Source organism: Streptomyces sp. NBC_00483 (assembly GCF_036013745.1).
Lineage (GTDB): Bacteria > Actinomycetota > Actinomycetes > Streptomycetales > Streptomycetaceae > Streptomyces.
In genome coordinates this window covers 9970157-9985489 of the sequence record NZ_CP107880.1, presented here as the reverse complement: position 1 = coordinate 9985489, position 15333 = coordinate 9970157, and the positions used below count along the sequence as shown (strand labels likewise).

The following is a 15333-nucleotide window of genomic DNA, read 5'->3' as shown; positions in this document are numbered from 1 at the left end:
CCCATCGCCGCACCACCTCACCCGCGGTCGACCTTCACCGATTCCGCATCCGCAACGCCTGCGACAGCACCTGGGCCGTCACCCACGACGGGTTCCAGGTGTTGCTCGTGCCGCGGTCCTGCCAGTTGGTGGGGAAGAAGCCCTCGGCCTGTTCGCCCACTCCCTGGAAACCCCACTCCCCCGGCCTGGTGCAGATGCCCTGCCCGAAGGCGTGCAGCGTCGTCTCGCCGAGTCGGCGGTAGATCGGCTCGTTCAACGTGTCGCCCAGGAGGGCGAGTTCGTACGCGGGGAAGAACACGTCGACGTGGTGGTTCTGGACGCTGACGCCGGGCCAGCCGGTCGTGCGGAATCCGTTCTCGAAGGGCGGGTCCCACTGGTAGACCCAGGTGAGCAGCCAGTCGGCCGCTGTCCGGGCGGCCGTGGCCCAGCGCTTCTTGCCGGTGAGCCGCAGGAGTTCGAGGGCGCACAGGAAGTAGCCGATGCCGCCCTCCTTGTCCTCGCAGGCGGCGTCGAGGGTGGCGTGGGCGAACGGGGTGGTGAAGTCGGTGGCGTTGCGGCGCCGGTAGAGGTCCGTGAGGCGCTCCGCGCGGCGCAGCAGGTCGCGGTCCCCGGTGACGCGGTGCGCTTTCAACAGGGCGAGGACACAGGGCAGTCCGGCCGCCGAGCCGTCGCCGGGCAGCGGGCTTCCGTCGGGCCGCCAGCCGTACGGGGGTGGCGTCTCGCCCTCGCCGCACGTCGCGTTCACTCCGTCGAGCAGCGCGGCCACCCAGCGGTGCGGTACGGCGTGTCCGTGCGCGCGGAACAGCTCGATCACGTCGGCGAGGTCGCACAGGGTGTCGCCGTAGGCGCGGGCCGAGACGAACGGCCCGATGTCGTCGCGCGTGAAGCCCGACCAGGCGCGTTCCTCGGTGGCGTAGAAGCTCAGGCGCAGGCCGGGGGCGTCGGGGGCGGCGCTGCCGTCGAGGTAGAAGTCCACGGCGCTGCGGGCCCGTTGGATGCGCCACCGCTCCGCGTGGTCGACGCCGAGGCGCGCGTCGCACCAGGCGAGCTTGAGGGCCTGGCCGGTCCAGCCGTACATGAAGCCCGGCGTGTGGCCGGGGCTGATGAACTTCAGGTAACCGGCCGCCCCTTCGGCGTCATACCAGCGCCGGTCCAGGGCCCGCTCTTTGTGCCGCACGATCGCGTCGAGGTCCAACGGGCGGGCGCCGCGCGGCCGGTAGAGGTCCAGGCCGCGGTGGACTGCGGCGCGGAAGCCGTGCCCACGGCGTGCCGGGCGGCCCCAGTCGAGGGCGTGGCGGGTGCGGTGGGCGGCGCCGGGCGGCAGGTCGAGGTAGCCGCCGCCATAGGGGGCGGTGCGGTTCTTGTGGACGTACGCCGTGTCGGGGCGGCCCGCGAACAGGGTGGCGCCGCTGGCGCCGACGAGTGCCACTCGCCGGCCGGCGGGCAGCGCCCCGAGTGAGCCGTCGCCCGGCCGCACCGCATACAGGGTGGCATACCAGGCTGTCGCGCCGGCTCCCCATTCCGCGTGGGCGCAGGGCACGGGCAGCCGGTGGTCCTCGACGACCAGGCCCGAGCCGTCGGCGCCGGTCATGCGGGGCACGGTGCGGGTCGGGTCGGACGAGGGGTTGCCGCGGTAGTACACCTGGGGCAGGGTCACCGCCTCGGGGCGGCGTGCGGGCAGCGGCACGGCGACCCCCAACACCGCTTCCCGCAGCGGGGATTCACCTTCGTTGCGGAACTCCACATCCACGTACAGGAAGCCGTTCTCGAACCAGAGCCGCAGGTCGACAGCGAGCGCGGGGTGGTCCGCGACGGTGCCGCGCACCCGGATGGCCTCGCCGTCCCCCTTGACGTCCGGCGCCACGAGCCCGGGCCTGGACGGGGTCCACGGCCTGCCCAGGGACACCACGAACAGGTCGTCGAGCGCCATGGCGGCGCAGACCGCGTCCGGTTCGCCCTCCGTGCCGAGGGTGAGGCGCAGCCGGCCCTCACCCTCCTCGTCGAGGCGCAGAAATCGGCCTTTCTCACCTATGAGCACCATTCTCAACTCTCCGTTCCCGCACGGGTGTTGACCCTCGCCACGGACGACGGAACCATTGTGGCATCCAGGTGGCATACCAGTGGAGTTCCCGAGCGTCATCGACAGGAGAATCTCTATGAGCGCAACACCGAACGCCCCAGAACAGCAGCCTTCAGGCCCGAGCCGGCGCAAGGTCGTGACCACCGGAGCGACGATGGGCGCGGCGGCGCTCACCGGCGTCACGCTCGCCGCGTCGACTCCGGCGCAGGCCACCGCGGTCAAGAGCACCGCCCGGACGTCCGTACGCACGTCGTCCACCGGCGCCACCTGCACGACGATCCCGAACAAGTACGACGAGCCGTTCGAGGTCTGCGACGACGAGATCTTCATCTTCATGGCCAACTACAAGCCCTTCGAGTACGCGGGCTTCTTCGAGAAGGTCATCGGCGACAAGCTGCGCGCCGCGTTCCCCGGCATGAAGTTCAAGTGGGCGGCCTGGGACTACCCGATCCGCTACGAGGACCTCGACAAGGCCGGCGTCGTGCCGGACATCGTCCTGGAGGACCCGCGCCGCCGCATCGACCGCGACCTGGAGCCGCGCGGCTGGGTCCGCGACCTCACCGACGACCTGCGCTCGACCGGCATCGACCTGGGCGCCCTCAACCCGGCCGCGGTCGAGATCGTCAGATCCCGGTCGGACGGCGGCGTGTACGGTGTGCCGCTGTTCATCGACGAGTACGTCCTCTACTACAACAAGAAGATCTTCGACATGAAGGGGGTGCGGCCGCCGACGAACGGCACGACGTACGACGAGGCGTTCCGGCTCGCCAAGAAGCTCACGTTCGAGCAGGACCTCGTCGCGTACAAGGGCTATCTGCAGCACCCGGACCAGTACCTGGAGGGCAATCAGCTGGGCCTGTACCCGTTCGCGCCGGGCGCGAGCGAGAACCCGAAGCCCGAGGACGTGAAGATCGACATCACGTCGGCGGGCTGGCAGCGGCTCGGCGCCAACCTGGAGCGGTTCCTGCTCCTGCCGCACAACATCTTCACCACGGTCGACGACTACCTGCTGACCGGGCATGTCGCCATGGCCGTCGACAATCTGCGCAAGCTCGGCGGGTACGCCCTCAACGACCTCTACCTGGAGCCCGACGACGCGGCCGAGTGGCGTGAGCTCGCCAAGAACATCGAGCTGGGTGTCACCTCGGTGCCGGTGCTGGGCAGCGGCGACAAGGCCGTCTACCAGCCCAACACCATGGCCGCCTTCCTGCCGCCGCAGTCGACGAAGAAGGCCGAGGCACTGCAGGTGCTGAAGTGGCTGGTGTCGCAGGAGGCACAGGTGGAGCTGTCCCGGTACGCCATGAAGCCGACGCTGCGGTCGGGCGCGGTGGAGGCGGCGTTCGGCAAGGCGATCCCCGAGCTGGCCGGGATCGACACCTCTGGGGTGTTCTGGGGCGACAACGCCGTCGTCAAGGACTACAAGAACACCGAGTACTGGGACATCCCGATGTACATGGTGTTCCGCCAGCACGTCCTCAAGGACGGCCTGCGGGTGTCCTCGGCGCTGAAGGTCGCGGAGACCGTGGACATCCCGGCGTACATCAAGGCGCAGGCGGCCTCCGGCAAGGACTGGTGAGTCGCGTCAACCCCGCCTGCGCAGCCGTATCGCGAGGTACGGCTGCGCGGGCAGCGACACCTCGACCGGGGCGCCGCCGGACACCTCGGGCCGCGGCTGCACCGTCATGTTCCAGGTGTCGACGACCTCGACGGACCAGGCGCCCTCGGCGAGGGTGAAGGGGCGGCGCGGGTAGCGGTGCGGGCCCAGGTACTGGAGCAGATACTCCCCCGGCGCCTCCAGCGTCGACGCGTCGTACGTCTCCGGGGCGTGGGCCAGGCCCGAGGGCGCGGCGTCGAGGACGTCGCGCAGGAACGCGAACCGCGCCACCGCCGTCCCGGCCGGGCTCCCGCCGCACCGGCTCCACGGGGTGGGCCCCCATGTCTCGGCGTGGGCCGCGTAGCCGCCGCGGCACACCGCCTCCCAGACGCGGCACATCAACTCCTGGCCGGGCAACGCCTGTTCGGCGTCTTCGGGCGCGTCGCCCTCGGCGCCGCACGTGTCGAGCAGGACCGGTTTGCCGAGTTCGTGGACGAGGCGGGAGACGGTGCGGGTCTGCGGGTCGCGCACGGAGGCGTGGGTGATCCAGGGGGCACCGAAGTCGGTGTCGGGCGGGCCGTGCACGGTGAGCGGGTGGTGGCCGTGGTCGTGTTCCAGGATGTCGGTCTGGGCCTCGTGGTCCGGCGGGGCGCACCACCACACGTTGGGGTGGGGGGCCAGGCGGTCCACGGTCTCCGGGATGTCGCGGCCGGTGAGGTCGACCTCCGCCTGGATGCCGACGGAGGCGAGGGCGGCGACCTGACGGTCGAGTGCGCCGAGGGGAAGCGTGCGGGATCCCGTGAGGCGGACCCGGTTGAACGGGGAGAGCCCCAGCGCGCGGACGGTGGCGTCGTCGGCCTGGGGGACGGTGGTGGTGAGCGGGTGGTAGGGCGTGCCGTCGGCGTGCCGGAAGCGGGTGCCGTCGGCGTGCACCGGGGTGTGGTTGCGCGGTCTCGTGTGCATGGGACTCCCCTGTCAGGCCTTCCGTATCCGCAGCGCCATGTCCGGCCGGTGGTCCAGCGGAATCCGGACCCGGCCCGTGCGCGGTGGGCCCGGCAAGGGCGTGACGGTCATGTTCCATGTGTCGATCAGGTCGAGGCGCCAGGGGCCGCCCGCCTCCGGGAGCGTCACCTCCCGGTGCCGGTGGCGGCGGTCGCCGAAGTAGCTGAACACCGCGTCGGGGCTCTGCTCCCACAGCGTGCGCAGGAACGCGAGCCGCGGTGTCACCTCGCCGTGCAGCCGGCCACCGCGGGAGACCCATGCCGTGCCCTCGGGATCCCGCTCCGGATAGCACTCACCGTGCCCGACGTACGCGCCGGCGGCCATGCCGTGCCAGAACTGGCGCAGCAGTGCCTGCCCGGTGAGGTTGCCCCAGCGGCGGCCGAGGATCCCCTCGTAGCCGATCTCGTCGATGACGACCGGCTTCGGTACGCGGTCGAGCCACTCGGGGGCGAGTGCGGCGTCCCAGTGCTGGATGGACTGGTGGGTGGTCCACGGCGTCCGGAAGTCGTAGATGCGCTCGTACTCGTACATGCGGGTGCCGTTGTGGATGGACCTCAAGTGCTGGTAAGGGTCGGCGCGTTGGACCTGGCGGCCGATGTGGTTCCAGTCGTCGACGGTCTTGGCCTTGTTGAAGTCGTACTCGTTGGCGATCGACCACCAGACATTGCGCAGCGATGCGAGCCGGGCGACCGCGTACCGGACGAGGGCGAGGTCGTCCTCGCGGCTCATGTCGTCGACGCCCCAGTGCCCCTCGTCGTAGGGGTGGAAGAGGATGATGTCCGCCTCTATGCCGAGGTCGCGCAGGTCGCGGACGCGGCGCTCGAAGCGGCGGAAGAACTCCGGGTCGAAGCGGGTGGTGTCCAACTCCCTTGGTGCGGGCGGGCGTTCTCCGATGCCCGGGTACGGAAGTCGGGGCGGGGTCATCGCACGTGTGGGCAGCAGACACATCCGGACCTTGTTGAACGGGGACTGTGCCAAGGTGCCCAGTGTGCGCTCCTCCAGCTCCTCGTCCTCGTAGTGGGTCCAGTGGTAGCAGGTGGTTCCGAAGGGGTGGGACGGGGTGCCGTCGGCGTACGCGAAGGTGCGCGGCCCCGCGACCCGTACCGGCCCGTGGTTGCCGCGGTCGGGCGGCACGCACACGAACTCCCCGCGCACGCCGTCCAGTTCGCTGGCGGTCGAGCGGGTGGTGTACGTCCACGGTCCTTGCCGGTCCGGCATGAACCGGACGGTGTACGTGCCGTCCCCGTCGTAGAAGCCGGTCACGGGGACGACGCGGTGGCCGTGCCGGAAGTCGGCGGCGAACTCGACGTCCCGGTAGGGGTTTTCGGTGGCGGGTCCGGTCAGGGTCAGTTCGAAGACGTCCCAGCGTTCGGTCATCTTCACGAACGACCGCCCTCCCTGATCCAGGTCTCCGTCACCACGGCGTGCTTGATGGTCTTGCGCAGGTAGGAGTACGCGACGTGGATGCGGTCGTCGCGGGTCTGCAGCAGGCAGGGGTAGGAGTAGCCGAGTTCGGTGTCCCGGTACTCGTCGTCGGCCACTTGCAGGTCGCGGCGCCGGGGCCAGGTGCGGCCCTCGTCGTCGGAGAGGGCGAGGGTGAGCGGGGTGCGCAGGGCCTTCTTCCTGCGGCCCGCGCCCTTGCCGACCCAGCGGTACTCGCCGCGTTCCAGGCTCGCGTGGTTGTAGACCAGGGCGAAGGTGCCGCTGCGCAGTCTGATCGCCTGAACTGCCGAGTTGTTGTTGGGGAGTTCCGTGCGGACAGGGGTCGTCCAGGTACGGCCGGCGTCGACGGAGTCGGTGGCGTGGATGCGGTCGGCGGCGCGGCTGCGCAGCAGGCCGAGCAGTGAGCCGTCGGAGCGGGGCACGACGCTCAGCTGGACGAGGTGGTCGCTGTCGGGGACGTCGTACTCCTTCCAGGTGCCGCCGGCGTCCTCGCTGATCAGGACCGTGGAGTGTTCGCCTTCGGGGCGGCAGCGGTAGGCGGGAAGGAGCCACGAGCCGTCGCCGGGGTCGAGGGCCGGGGTGCGCACGAACAGGCCGGGTCCGTCGTGGGCGATGTGCGGGGCGTCCCAGGTGCGGCCGCCGTCGTGCGAGACGCGGGTGACGAGGTGGGCGGTCTTCTGGTCGTGCGGTTCGTTGGAGGGGTGGAACAGGTGCACGGCGCCGTCCGGGCCGGTCGCGAGCACCGGGTTCTGCTCCGCGCGGTCGGGGTCGGCGGACAGGGCGACGGGTGTGGTCCAGTGTCCGCCGGCGGCCGGGAGACGGGCGAGGACCACGTTCGTGTCGCGGTCGCCCTCGTCGGGGCCGTTGAACCAGGCGCACAGCACGTCGCCCCCGTCGAGTTCGAGCAGGCACGCGGCGTGACTGTCGCCGGGGTGCAGTGTGGGCAGCAGGGCCTCGCGCACGTCCGGGTCGTCCGGGCGCGGGCGCAGCACCCCGTCGAAGCGCGGGTCGCCGTTCATGAGACGTCGACTCCCCTCAGGTCGAGCTGCCCCGCGAAGTGGCAGGCCGAGGCGCGGCCGGGCGCGACGGGGCGCAGCTCGGGCACCTCGGTGCGGCACACGTCCTGTGCGTAGGCGCAGCGTGGATGGAACGGGCAGCCGGGCGGTACGGCGGAGGCGTCGGCGACCTCGCCGCGCAGCACGATGCGCTCGCGGCGTCGGGCGGCCGGGTCGGGGTCGGGGACGGCCGACAGGAGTGCCTCGGTATAGGGGTGCAGGGGCTGTCCGTACAGGGCGTCGGTGGCACCGGTCTCGACGACACGGCCCACGTACATGACGGCGACCTCGTCGGCCATGTACTCGACGACGCCCAGGTCGTGCGAGATGAACACGTACGTGAGGTCCGAGTCGTCCTGGAGGTCCTTGAGCAGGTTGAGGATCTGGGCGCGCACCGACACGTCGAGGGCGCTGACCGCCTCGTCGGCCACGACGAGGCGGGGCGCCAGCGCCAACGCCCGTGCGATGCCGACGCGTTGGCGCTGTCCCCCGCTGAACGCGTTCGGGTAGCGGCGCAGATATTCGGGGCGCAGTCCCACCCGGCGCAGCAGCTCCGCGACGCGTTCCTCGGTGTCCTTGGCGTTCAGGCCGAGGTTGACGCGGAGCGGTTCGCCGACGATCTGGAGCAGCGTCATGCGCGGGTTGAGGGAGGCGAACGGGTCCTGGAAGACGAGGCGGATCTCGCTGCGGTACGGCTTGAGGGCCTTCTCGTCGAGGGCGGCGAGGTCGACGGTGGCGCCGTCGGTGCGCCGGTAGACCATCTCTCCGGAGGTCGGTTCGTGGACGCGCAGCAGACAGCGGCCGAGGGTGCTCTTGCCGCAGCCGGACTCGCCGACGAGGGCGAGGGTGCGTCCGGCGGGCACCTTCAGGTCGACGCCGTCCACGGCACGTACCGCTCCGACGGTGCGGCCGAACAGGCCGCGGCGGATGGGGAAGTGCTTGGTCAGGCCCCGTGTCTCCAGGAGCGCGGCCCTGGTGCGGGTATCGGTGACGGTCATGCGGCCGGCTCCCCCTCCTCGGCGGTGTCGTCGTACAGCAGGCAGCTGACCGTGCCGTCGCTGCCGATGGCCGGGTCGGGCAGTGGGGCCGCGACCGCGTGGGGCACGGTCACGTCGCAGCGCCCTGCCATGAACTCGTCGCAGCGCGGGTGGAACGGACAGCCCGTCGGCCGTGCGTACGGCCCCGGCACCATGCCCCGCACAGGGCGCAGTCGTTCGCGGGAGCCCGATCCCAGCTTCGGGACCGAGCGCAGCAGGGCGCGGGTGTAGGGGTGTCGGGGGCTGCGCAGCACGGTGTCCGTGGTGCCGGACTCCACGACCGAGCCGAGGTACATGACGGCGATGCGGTCGGCGACCTGGGCGGCGACGCCGAGGTCATGGGTGATCAGCATGATCGCCATGCCGGTGTCCCGTTGCAGTTCGCGGAGCAGGTCGAGGATCTGCGCCTGGGTGGTGACATCGAGGGCGGTGGTGGGTTCGTCGGCGATGAGCAGGTCCGGGCCGCAGGACAGCGCCATGGCGATCATGGCGCGCTGCAGCATGCCGCCGCTCATCTGGAACGGGTACTCGTCGACGCGGCGCTCGGGTGCGGCGATCCCGACCCGGCGCAGCAGCTCGACGACGCGGGTGCGGGCCTCGGCCTTGGTGGCCTCGCCGTGCAGGATCAGCGCCTCGCCGATCTGGTTGCCGAGGGTGTGCATGGGGCTCATGGAGGCGATGGGTTCCTGGAACACCATGGCCACCTTCCGGCCGCGCACCGCGCGCAGTTCCGGGCCCGGCGCGTCCACCATGTCGACGACACCGTCGTCGCCGTGCACCCGGATGTGTCCTCCCGTGATCCGGCCCGGCTTGTCGATCAGGCGCAGCACGGAGCGGGCCATGACGCTCTTGCCGCACCCCGACTCGCCCACCACTGCGAGGACTTCGCCGCGGCCGATGGTGAGGTCGACGCCGTCCACCGCCCGTACGATTCCGTCGTCGAGTTCGAATCCGGTGTGCAGATCCTCGATCTCGAGCAGCGTGTCCGGCTGCTTCATCGCCTCTCCCTACGTGTACGGGCTACTTGTACGGGTCGGCGGAGTCGCGCAGTCCGTCGCCGACGAAGTTCATGGCGAGCACGGTGACGAACACCGCGACGCCGGGGAGCAGCAGCCATGGAGCGCTCTCCACGGTGCGGATGTTCTGCGCCTCCTGCAGCAGCACACCCCAGCTGACGGCGGGTGACTGGAGCCCCAGGCCCAGGAAGCTCATCGCGGTCTCGCCGAGGATCATGCCGGGCACCGCCATCGTCAGGGAGGCGATGACATGGCTCGACATCGACGGGACCATGTGCCGGAAGATGATCCGGGGGCGGCTGCAGCCGTCGAGCCGGGCGGCGGTGACGAAGTCCTCCTCGCGCAGCGAGAAGAACCGCCCGCGCACCACCCGCGCGAGACCCGTCCAGCCGATCACGGACAGGATGGTGGTGATGGCGAAGTACCGTGCCAGCGGCCCCCATTCGTCGGGCACGGCCGCCGACAGCGACAGCCACAGCGGCAGTGTCGGGATCGACATCAGGAACTCGATGATGCGTTGGATGGTGAGGTCCGGTTTGCCGCCGAAGTAGCCGGAGATGCCGCCGAAGAACAGCCCGAGCAGGAAGCTGACGGCGACCCCGACCAGGCCGATGGACAGGGACACACGTGCGCCGTGGATGATGCGGGACAGCATGTCGCGGCCCGAGCGGTCGGATCCGAGGAAGTACACCTTCTGGTCCGCGTGCACCGCCCCGAACAGATGACGGTCGCCGGGGATGAGTCCCCACAGATGGTAACTGTCGCCCTTGGCAAGGAACTTGAGCGGAATCCGCTTGTCGGGGTCGACCGTGTGGATCTGCTCGAAGGTCTCCGGGTCGCGCTTGGTCGTGTAGCCGTTGGCGTAGAAGCGCAGGCCGTCGTCCCAGCTGAGGTCGACCTTGACGATCTGCGGCGGGGCATAGGTGTGCTTCTCGTCGACGCTGCTGGGTGAGGCCGGCGCCAGGATCTCGGCGAAGACGACGACGAAGTAGGCGAGCAGCACGATGACGGCGCCGACGAGGGCGAGCCGGTGTTTGCGAAAGCGCCGCCAGATCAGCCGCCACGGCGATGCCTGCCCGCCGGTGACGGGTGTGTCGTCGACGACGTCCGACGCCCCTTCGGGCTGCGGTGTTCGGGTCAGCACGGTCCGCTCACCCTCCCTCGTAGCTGTGCCGGATGCGCGGGTCCCACCAGGCGAGCGCGAGGTCGCTGAGGAGGGTGCCGACCACGGTCAGGGTGGAGAGGATCAGGATGAAGCTGCCGACCAGGTACATGTCCTGGTTGAGGACGCCGCCGAGCATCAGCGGTCCTGTGGTCGGCAGGTTCATCACGATCGAGATGATCGTCTCGCCGCTGATCAGGCCGGGCAGCAGCCATCCGACGGTGGAGATGAACGGACTCATGGAGGTGCGGACGGGGTATTTGAGCAGCAGTTTCCATTCGGGCAGTCCCTTGGCGCGGGCGGCCACCACGTACGGCTTGTACAGCTCGTCCAGGAGGTTGGCCCGGATGATGCGGATGCCGCCCGCGGTGCCGGCGACGGCGATGATCAGGATCGGCAGCCACAGATGGCTTGCCGCGTCCAGGACCTTGCCGAGGTTCCACGCGGCGTCCTGGTACTCGGGCGAGAACAGTCCGCCCGGACTCTGGCCGAAGTAGCGCATGCCGACCCACATCAGGACGAGGGCGAGCATGAACTCGGGCACCGCCATGCCCACGAACCCGAAGAGCGTGGCGATGTAGTCCCCGGACGAGTACTGGCGCACGGCCGAGTAGATGCCGATGGGCCAGGAGATCGCCCAGATGATGAGCAGGGTGGCCACGGAGAGGAAGAAGGACAGCGCGACACGGTCCCAGATCAGATCGCTGACCGGGCGCATGTTCCAGGCGAAGGCCTGGCCGAAGTCCCCGTGGAAGACGATGTTGCTGATCCACTTCCAGTACTGGGCGAGGAACGACTGGCCGAGCCCGTAGCGGGAGCGCAGTTCGGCCACCTCCGCCGGGCCCATGAACTCGCCGCGCTCCTCGGCGTTGGCCTGGAGCGTGTCGACGTAGTCGCCGGGCGGGAGGCTGATGATGAAGAAGGTCGCCAGCGAGATGGCCCACAGGGTGACGAACATCCAGCCCGTGCGGCGGACGAGGAACGACAGCATGCCTGAACTCCCGGTCCGCCCTCAGGCCTTGGCCTTGAAGTAGTACGTGCTGGGGTTGGTGGGGCCCGGCGCCTGGAACAGGCCGGCCGCGCTGAATGCCTTCGGGACGTTGCGCAGGGTGTTCTTGATGACGGCGTAGTCCTTGGGCGGCGTGGAGATGCCGATGTAGTAGAACTCCTCCTTCGTGATCTCCAGGATCTGCTTGGCGAGGCGGGTCGCGCGTGCGATGTCGAAGGTGTCCCGCATCTCGTCGAAGAGCTCCAGCTGGTGTTTGATGCGCGCGGGCGGTTCCTCGCCGTCTCCGCCGGTGCCCTTGTCCTTGCGCAGATACCACTTGGCCCATTCGCCGCCGAAGCGGGAGGAGCCGCGCGGGTTGGTGGGCGCGTAGTAGTGGTTGCCGCCCTCACCGGTGCGTACGTCGAAGTTGTTGCAGTCCCAGGTGGCGGCCTCCGACTTGCCCGCCTCGACGCGCTCCCAGTACAGGGTCTCGGCCATGCGGGAGACGGTGGCGTCGACGCCGACCTTGCGCCAGTCGCTGCGGATCATGTCCATCGCGTCGACCTGGTCGGCCATGTCGGAGACGACGAGCACGGTGAAGGCGACCGGGTCACCGTCCTTGGTGAGGCGGATGCCGTCGCCGTTGCGCTTGGTGAAGCCCGCCTTGTCGAGGTACTCGTTGGCCTTGGCGACGGAGTACGCGGTGTACTGCGTGCCGAGTTCCTCGTTGTGGAGCTCGTTGTCGGGACCGGGGGCCGCCTGCCAGGGGCGGCCCTGGCCCGCGAAGACCGTCTCGATGATCTTCTTCCGGTTGATCGCGTAGGACAGTCCGACACGGAAGTCCTTGTCGGCGAAGAGGGCGCGCTTCTTCTTGTCGGGGTGTGTCTGGTTGAAGCCGATGATCATTGTGTTGGCGGAGTCCGGCTCGACCTCGGCGATGCGGTAGCCGCCCTTGGAGCGGTTGCGGGAGATCACCGGCTTGTTGCGCACCGTGCCGAACTGGTACATCTGCATGTCCAGATCGCCGTTGGAGATCTTGAGGACCTCGACCTCGACCTCTTGCAGGACGTCGACAACGACCTTGTCGATGTACGGCAGTTGGCTGCCGTCGGGGTCGACCTTCCAGTAGTACGGGTTGCGCTCGCAGACGACGCTGCTGCCCTTGGTGACCGGGTTCCTGGGCAGCCAGGCGTTGACGGTGGGCAGTTCCGGGTTCTGCCATACCTCCTGCACCGTCTCCAGGCGGGTCAGCCAGTCCGAGGCCCCCGCGGCCTTCGCGTCCTTGTTGGCGTCCTTGTTGTACTTCGGGAGGTACTTCTTCATGAAGTGCTTCGGCAGGAACATGAAGACGCCCGTGGTGCCCGCGACCTCCTCCAGGAAGCCCGCCTTCGGTTCGTCGAAGACGTACTTGACGGTGTGGTCGTCGACGGCTTCGCACCGGGCCGGCTTGCCGTTCTTGTTCAGCCACAGTGCGTAGAGGCCCGCCGGGTGCACCTTGGGGTCGGCGTTGTAGTCGTTGAACGCGAACTCGAAGTCCTCGGCGGTCAGCGGCTTCCCGTCGGACCAGCGCATGCCCTTGCGCAGATGGAAGACGAACTCCTCGCCCCCGCCGTTGATCTCGTACTTCTCGCAGACATTGGGGAGGATCTTGGTCTTGGTGACGCCCTGCCAGGTGGCGGCCCAGCGCACCAGCGGCTCGTAGCCCACGCTGAAGCGCAGCCAGCCGAGGTCCTCCTGCGTGATCATCGCGGAGTGCCAGGTGCCGCCGTACGCCCCGGTCTCCTGGAGGGGTTCGACCACCAGGGGCTTGGCCGGTAGGCGCTCGGCGACCTTCGGGATCTTGCCGGCGTCGGCCTGCTTCTTCAGGGACGGCGCCTCCTTGCCCTTGGATCCGCCGCCGGCCGAATCGCCGTTCTCCGCGTCGGTCGAGAAGAAGCCGCAGCCGGTCAGCGTGCCGGAGAGCGAGGCGGCGGCGAGGACCCCGCCGCCGGCCCGCAGCAGCATGCGGCGCTCCACGCTCCGGGGGCCGGGTGGCACAGGGGTGCGGTCAGGAGTCATCTCCACGCTCCTTTGCGTCGAGGGCCGCCGCCTCCAGCTCGCGGACGAGAGGCACCACGGTGGCGTCGAGGCGGCGTTCCTCCTCGGCGTCCAGGCGGGCCAGCGGGGGTGCGGCATGAGCGGATTCGATACGGCCGAGGGCCGCGAGGACGTACTTGCCGGTGCTGACCGTGGTGGACAGGGTGTGCTCGTGGCGGGCTGCCGCCATCGCTTCGAGCAGGTCCTCCAGGCGCTCCTGCAACGCGCGGGCGTACGTGAAGTCGCCCGCGCGGGCCGCCTCGTAGAGGGCGACCAGGGTGCGGGGGGTGACGTTGGCGAGGGAGCTGGTGGCCCCGGCGGCGCCCGCGTACAGGGCGATGTCGCTCAGGCCGCTCGCTCCGGCGAAACAGGCGAGGTCGAGGTCGCGGCGGGCGGCCGAGCGCAGCACCCGGCGCAGCCAGGTCAGGTCGCCGCTGCTGTCCTTGAGGCCGCGCAGCACGCCCTCTTCGGCGAGTTGCAGGACGCAGTCGACGGTGAGGGCCGACGGGGTCAGCTGCGGGAAGTGGTAGGCGAGGACGGGGAAGCCCACGGCGTCGGCGACGGCGCGGTAGTGGTCGCGCAGTTCCTCGCGCCCGTACGGCGTGAAGTACGGGGCGATGACGGCGAGTTCGTCGGCCCCCGCGTCCACGGCGGCGCGCGCCTGTCGGATGCTCAGCGGGGTCGCGGCGTCGCCCACGTGCGCGATGACGGGCACCCGGCCGGCCGCGGTCTTGGCCGCGACGTCCACGGCGGAGCCCCGCGTGTCCTCGTCCAGGGCGTGGAACTCTCCCGTGGTTCCGTTGATCCACAGGCCATGGACACCCGCGTCGATCAGTGCGTTCAGGTGGCATTCCAGGGACGGCCGGTCGAGCAGCCCGCTGGACGTCATGGGCAGCACGGTCGGAGCGATGATCCCTTGCAGCGCGTGTCGCGCCATGGTCACCTCGGCGAGGCTCAGAGGGATGTCGGTGGTATGCCATGAGTTTGTTGAGCGGGGCCGGGAGCGTCAACCCCCGCGACAGACCCAATAGTTCGGCTTGCCCACCCCCGAGACACGCGGCTCACCTGCGGCATACCATGAGGCGCAGTTGAACCGGCGGCACTGGGAGGCGCAATGATCCGAGCGCGAGCGGCACAGCGGGCCCGCGCGGAGGAGGGCACGGGCGTGGACGACGCGGAGGGCAAGAAGGTCGCGGCCCCCGAGGAGAGCCTGGAGGCACGCGCCTCGCGGGCGATCGTGGAGTGGCTGACGACGGAGCACCCGACACCCGGGCAGGCCGTGCCGGTCCGGGAGTTCGCCCGTCGGCTCGACATGAGCCGCACTCCGGTGCGCAGCGCGGTGGGCCGCCTCTACGAGCGGGGACTGCTCGCCTACGAGTCCTCGGTGGGCTTCACGGTGGCGATACCGTCCCTGTCCAGCGTGTACGAGCTCTTCGAGCTGCGGCTGATGCTGGAGTCGCATGCGCTGCGCCTTTTCGCGGACCGCGCGGACCGGGAGCCGCCCGCGCTGCTGCGTGAACTGGTCGTTCAGGGCGAGGAGTTGGCGGGCGAGGCGGTGCGGGACGCGGCTCGGTACCCCGACTTCCGGGACAACGACGCCCGGTTCCATCGGGAGCTCGTCAAGCTGGGCGGGCTGCCGATGCTGCTCGATCTGCACGACGACCTGAACCTCAGCATCCACGTGACCCGCGCGGGCTTGAAGGCGCCAATCACCCCGTCCCGCCTGAACATCGCGGTGGACGAACACCGGGCGATCGTGGAGGCGTTGGAGTCCGGCGAACGGCTTCGGGCACGGGACGCATTGGAGGCGCACATCCTCCGCGTCCGCGATCAGACGATCGCGTTCCTGGCGCGGCCGAATCTCTAGGCGGAACCGCGGA

General features: G+C 70.0%; 12 protein-coding genes. 2 read left to right on the top strand and 10 right to left on the bottom strand.

Going from position 1 to position 15333, the window contains the following annotated elements; genetic code table 11:
• Window positions 1-34: 34 nt before the first annotated feature.
• The gene (locus OHA73_RS44650) at window positions 35-2041 is read right to left on the bottom strand and encodes a hypothetical protein (RefSeq protein WP_267073178.1); all 2007 of its coding nucleotides are present in this window, start codon (window positions 2039-2041) and stop codon (window positions 35-37) included.
• Between the two features lie 115 nt (window positions 2042-2156).
• On the opposite strand from OHA73_RS44650, the gene OHA73_RS44645 reads away from it, so the two are divergent.
• Entirely contained in the window at window positions 2157-3656 is a 1500-nt protein-coding gene (locus tag OHA73_RS44645; RefSeq protein WP_266725155.1) for an ABC transporter substrate-binding protein, read from the top strand.
• 6 nt (window positions 3657-3662) lie between these two features.
• Here the strand turns inward: OHA73_RS44645 and OHA73_RS44640 are convergent, their stop codons facing one another.
• The 9 genes from OHA73_RS44640 to OHA73_RS44600 are packed head-to-tail and all read right to left on the bottom strand — an operon-like array spanning window position 3663 to window position 14390.
• Complete coding sequence (locus OHA73_RS44640; protein ID WP_267073180.1) at window positions 3663-4637, bottom strand: DUF5605 domain-containing protein; 975 nt, start codon at window positions 4635-4637, stop codon at window positions 3663-3665.
• Between the two features lie 12 nt (window positions 4638-4649).
• Window positions 4650-6053, bottom strand: coding sequence for a DUF5060 domain-containing protein (locus tag OHA73_RS44635; protein ID WP_267073731.1), 1404 nt, complete (start codon window positions 6051-6053; stop codon window positions 4650-4652).
• 2 nt (window positions 6054-6055) lie between these two features.
• On the bottom strand, window positions 6056-7138 hold the full coding sequence (locus tag OHA73_RS44630) for a sialidase family protein (protein ID WP_267073181.1): 1083 nt from the start codon (window positions 7136-7138) through the stop codon (window positions 6056-6058).
• On the bottom strand, window positions 7135-8172 hold the full coding sequence (locus OHA73_RS44625; protein ID WP_267073182.1) for an ABC transporter ATP-binding protein: 1038 nt from the start codon (window positions 8170-8172) through the stop codon (window positions 7135-7137). The genes OHA73_RS44630 and OHA73_RS44625 overlap by 4 nt, the downstream gene beginning before the upstream one ends.
• Entirely contained in the window at window positions 8169-9209 is a 1041-nt protein-coding gene (locus OHA73_RS44620) for an ABC transporter ATP-binding protein (RefSeq protein ID WP_266725147.1), read from the bottom strand. Before OHA73_RS44620 ends, OHA73_RS44625 begins: the two co-directional genes overlap by 4 nt.
• 22 nt (window positions 9210-9231) lie before the next feature.
• Window positions 9232-10371, bottom strand: coding sequence for an ABC transporter permease (locus OHA73_RS44615; protein WP_267073183.1), 1140 nt, complete (start codon window positions 10369-10371; stop codon window positions 9232-9234).
• A 7-nt stretch (window positions 10372-10378) separates the two neighbouring features.
• Window positions 10379-11380: an ABC transporter permease gene (locus tag OHA73_RS44610; protein ID WP_266725143.1), complete on the bottom strand. Its 1002-nt coding sequence runs from the start codon at window positions 11378-11380 to the stop codon at window positions 10379-10381.
• Window positions 11381-11401: 21 nt separating this feature from the next.
• Window positions 11402-13435, bottom strand: a complete 2034-nt coding sequence (locus OHA73_RS44605; protein WP_267073184.1) for an ABC transporter substrate-binding protein — start codon at window positions 13433-13435, stop codon at window positions 11402-11404.
• Complete coding sequence (locus tag OHA73_RS44600; RefSeq protein WP_267073732.1) at window positions 13425-14390, bottom strand: dihydrodipicolinate synthase family protein; 966 nt, start codon at window positions 14388-14390, stop codon at window positions 13425-13427. Before OHA73_RS44600 ends, OHA73_RS44605 begins: the two co-directional genes overlap by 11 nt.
• A gap of 177 nt (window positions 14391-14567) precedes the next feature.
• Between OHA73_RS44600 and OHA73_RS44595 the strand changes: the two genes are divergently transcribed.
• On the top strand, window positions 14568-15320 hold the full coding sequence (locus OHA73_RS44595) for a GntR family transcriptional regulator (protein ID WP_266725140.1): 753 nt from the start codon (window positions 14568-14570) through the stop codon (window positions 15318-15320).
• The last annotated feature ends 13 nt before the right edge of the window (window positions 15321-15333 follow it).